1 protein-coding gene is annotated in these 1,744 nt (G+C 70.9%); it reads right to left on the bottom strand.

All coding sequences use genetic code 11. The features are described 5' to 3' along the window. Positions 1-134 precede the first annotated feature (134 nt). Positions 135-1,688: a glycosyltransferase 87 family protein gene (locus ABZ923_RS41240; protein ID WP_361483581.1), complete on the bottom strand. Its 1,554-nt coding sequence runs from the start codon at positions 1,686-1,688 to the stop codon at positions 135-137. Positions 1,689-1,744: the final 56 nt, after the last annotated feature.

The following is a 1,744-nucleotide window of genomic DNA, read 5'->3' as shown; positions in this document are numbered from 1 at the left end:
TGTCTAGCGGGCGGTGGGTGGTGCTGCGGGGGGCGGAGGACCGCTGCGCCCTCCCCGCACTGGGCGCCGGCCGTCCCCGGAGCGCCCGGGTACGGCCTTCTGCGTGCGTCGGCCTCGGCGCCGCGGGCGTTCGCTCAGAGCGAACGGTCCTTGTGGGCGAGCTCTTCGGGCCGGCCCCAGTCCACCTCGGGCCCCTCGGAGTACGCGGCGTGCCGCGGCGGATGGGCCGCCGCGCCGAGCACGAACGCGTCCTCCGCGCCGTCGAGCACCCCGCCCGAGGGGTCGTCGTCGCCGGACCGGCGCACCACGTCCCGCTCCGGCATCAGGATGTCCCGTACGACGACGGCGCACAGGTACAGCGTGCCCACCAGGTGCACCACGATCGCCCACTGGTAGCCCTGCGTCGGCAGGCCCTTGTGGGCGTCTCCGCTGGTCGTGTAGGCGAGGTACATCCAGATGCCCAGGAAGTACGCCACCTCGCAGGCCTGCCAGACCAGGAAGTCCCGCCACTTGGGCCGGGCGAGAACCGCCAGCGGCACCAGCCACAGGACGTACTGCGGGGAGTAGACCTTGTTGGTGAGGACGAAGGCGGCCACCATCAGGAAGGCCAGCTGGGCGAAGCGCGGCCGGCGCGGGGCGGTGAACGTCAGCGCGACGATGCCGAGGAAGCAGAGCACCACCAGCACGATGGCCGCGTTGTTGACGAAGTTCGTGGTGGGCGGGTGGCTGGAGTTCTGCGCCCAGATCAGCCAGAAGGAGCCGAAGTCGACACCGCGCTCCTGGCTGAAGGTGTAGAACTTCGCCCAGCCCTCGCGGATGTGGAAGCCCGTCGTGTCGTGCGCGATCATCACGGGCAGGTTCACCACGAGCCAGGCGACCACCGCGCCGGCCACGGCCTTGAAGAACGCGCGCCACTTGCCGGCCCGCCAGCACAGGACCAGCAGGGGCCCGAGCAGCACGACCGGATACAGCTTGGCGGCCGTGGCGAGCCCCAGGAGGACACCGAAGGCGATGGCCCGGCCGCGCGCCCACATCAGCATCGCGGCGGCCGTCAGCGCCACCGCCAGCAGGTCCCAGTTGATGGTCGCGGTCAACGCGAAGGCGGGCGCCAGGGCCACCAGCAGGCCGTCCCAGGGGCGTCGGCGGTGGGTGCGGACCACACACACGGCGATGACGGCGGCGCACACCATCAGCATTCCGGCGTTGACGAACCAGTACCACTGCTCCTGGTGCTGGATGCTGCCGCTGTGCGGCGTCAGCCAGGAGGCCACCTCCATGAACACGCCGGTCAGCACCGGATATTCGAGGTAGTCCATGTCGCCGGGGAGCTTGTCGAAGTACGGCACGAGATGGTCGGCGAACCCGCGGCCCTGGTAGAGGTGCGGGATGTCCGAGTAGCAGGCGTGCGTGTACTGGCTGCTCGCGCCGAAGAACCAGGCGCTGTCATAGCAGGGCGCCTTCTGGACCAGACCGAGGGCGAACATACCGATCGCCACGAGCGCCACGACCCGTACCGGGGTCCACCAGGAGGTCCCGAGCAGGGCGCGCCGCCCCACGGGACCGCCGATCAGCTCGCTGGCGGCGGCTGCGACCTCGTCCTCCCTGGTCGGCCGCACCGGTTCTGCCACGGCGGGCCGCGCGGGCTCGGGCTCGGGCATGCTCGCGGGCGTCATCTCTGCACTGGGCATGGGGCACATCCTGCCGTACCAGCCTGGGAAAAAACCGAGGGCCGCCGCACCTGGCA

This window comes from Streptomyces sp. NPDC046881, from assembly GCF_040645015.1.
GTDB lineage: Bacteria > Actinomycetota > Actinomycetes > Streptomycetales > Streptomycetaceae > Streptomyces.
The sequence above is the reverse complement of the archived record's forward strand: the minus strand, read 5'-3'. Positions and strand labels throughout refer to the sequence as shown.

Coding starts and splice junctions, on each gene's coding strand:
- ABZ923_RS41240 (WP_361483581.1), bottom strand. CDS start 1,688: ATGCCCAGTGCAGAGATGACGCCCGCGAGCATGCCCGAGCCCGAGCCC.